The organism is Sulfitobacter sp. 1A12779 (genome assembly GCF_043557315.1).
Classification (GTDB): Bacteria; Pseudomonadota; Alphaproteobacteria; order Rhodobacterales; family Rhodobacteraceae; genus Sulfitobacter; species Sulfitobacter faviae.
In genome coordinates this window covers 1-1,265 of the sequence record NZ_JBIFFU010000078.1, presented here as the reverse complement: position 1 = coordinate 1,265, position 1,265 = coordinate 1, and the positions used below count along the sequence as shown (strand labels likewise).

The 1,265-nt window shown below is 55.7% G+C and carries 2 protein-coding genes; both read right to left on the bottom strand.

Translation table 11 applies throughout. The annotated features are described in order from the left end of the window. The coding region (locus ACGYLQ_RS20835) for a cation diffusion facilitator family transporter (RefSeq protein WP_394444684.1) at window positions 1-398 on the bottom strand (398 nt) is incomplete at its 3' end. Further along, window positions 388-1,143 (bottom strand): transglutaminase family protein, encoded by a 756-nt coding sequence (locus ACGYLQ_RS20830; RefSeq protein ID WP_067626881.1) that lies wholly within the window; start codon window positions 1,141-1,143, stop codon window positions 388-390. The genes ACGYLQ_RS20830 and ACGYLQ_RS20835, both read right to left, overlap by 11 nt. Window positions 1,144-1,265 lie beyond the last annotated feature (122 nt).

Below are 1,265 nucleotides of genomic sequence, written 5' to 3'. Positions count from 1 at the left end.
TCGACCACAAGCGCAATTCCACCGAGAATGACGACGGTCCAACCCATGACTTCGGGTGGATCAATCATGCGCATGCCGCCTTCGTAGATCAGGTAGAAGCCGATCACGATCAGGGTCGTGTAGTTGATCAGGGCCGCGACGATTTCGACCCGGCCATATCCGAAGGTCATGCGCTCATCGGCCGGTCGGCGCGCGATCTTGCGTGCGGCAAAGGCAATGACAAGCGAAGCCATATCGGAAAAGTTGTGCAGCGCATCTGCTATCAGTGCCAAACTACCCGAGAATATGCCCCCGACGATCTGCGCAACGGTAAGAAGCCCGTTCGCCCAGATCGCGATGGCAACCCGCCGATCGCCAGAATCCGGATCGATATGGGCGTGCCCGTGGTCATGTGGCATTGGCAGGCTCCTCATGCGCGTGTGTCGCGCGTCGGTCAGTCTTCAGGCGACCGCTGCGCAAACCACGTACGCGCGCATTCATCCAGTGGCGTATGATATGACGGTAAAGGGCACCACGCAGCCATCCAAAGGATTGCCCATGGGACGAATAGAATGCGTCCGGCGTATCAAACACGCCGAAATCCTGCACGATGCCGGTTTTCTGAATGTAGGTATCTTCTCCGTTCCAGGCGACGGGAGGCGCGCCAAGGCAATCCGTGCCCGCGCCATAACCGCAGAGACTTTCTGTGTCCGAGAATGACGTTTGCAGGACATCGAGGAAAGCGTCATCCAGGATGAAGCCTTCAAGGTTGATCCAGGAATCTTGAAATTCGATCTCGACCCATGAGTGGAGAATTTCCTGCGGAGCAAGCGGATACACCAGCTCAGGGACAACACCGCGCTGCAAGCCCTTGTGGATCGTAAACCCATGCAACCGGCAACGAATGCCGACACCACGCAGCAGCGCCATCAAGAGCGTGCCTTTGGTATTGCACTGCCCGTAGCCGTCGGAAAACACTTCGGATGCGGGGATGTCGTCAGCTCGATTGTATCCGAACGCGATTTCATTCCGAACGAAATCATAGGCAGCTCCGATCCGATCGTGTTCGGATAAGCCGCGCCAGCTGCGGTTCCCAATTAGATGCGCAAGAGGCGCGGCATCAAAATCCAGTAGTTTGGTGGGTACAAGTAGGGGGTCGGTCATATGCAACGGGTCGCTCCTCGAATCGTCTTGGAACAAGACTAATTGCTATAGTCACTGTAGCTTCAATCCTTTCTTTCAGAAAGAATCTCCCGCAACTATTTGCCCGTATGAACTGCTTTGTG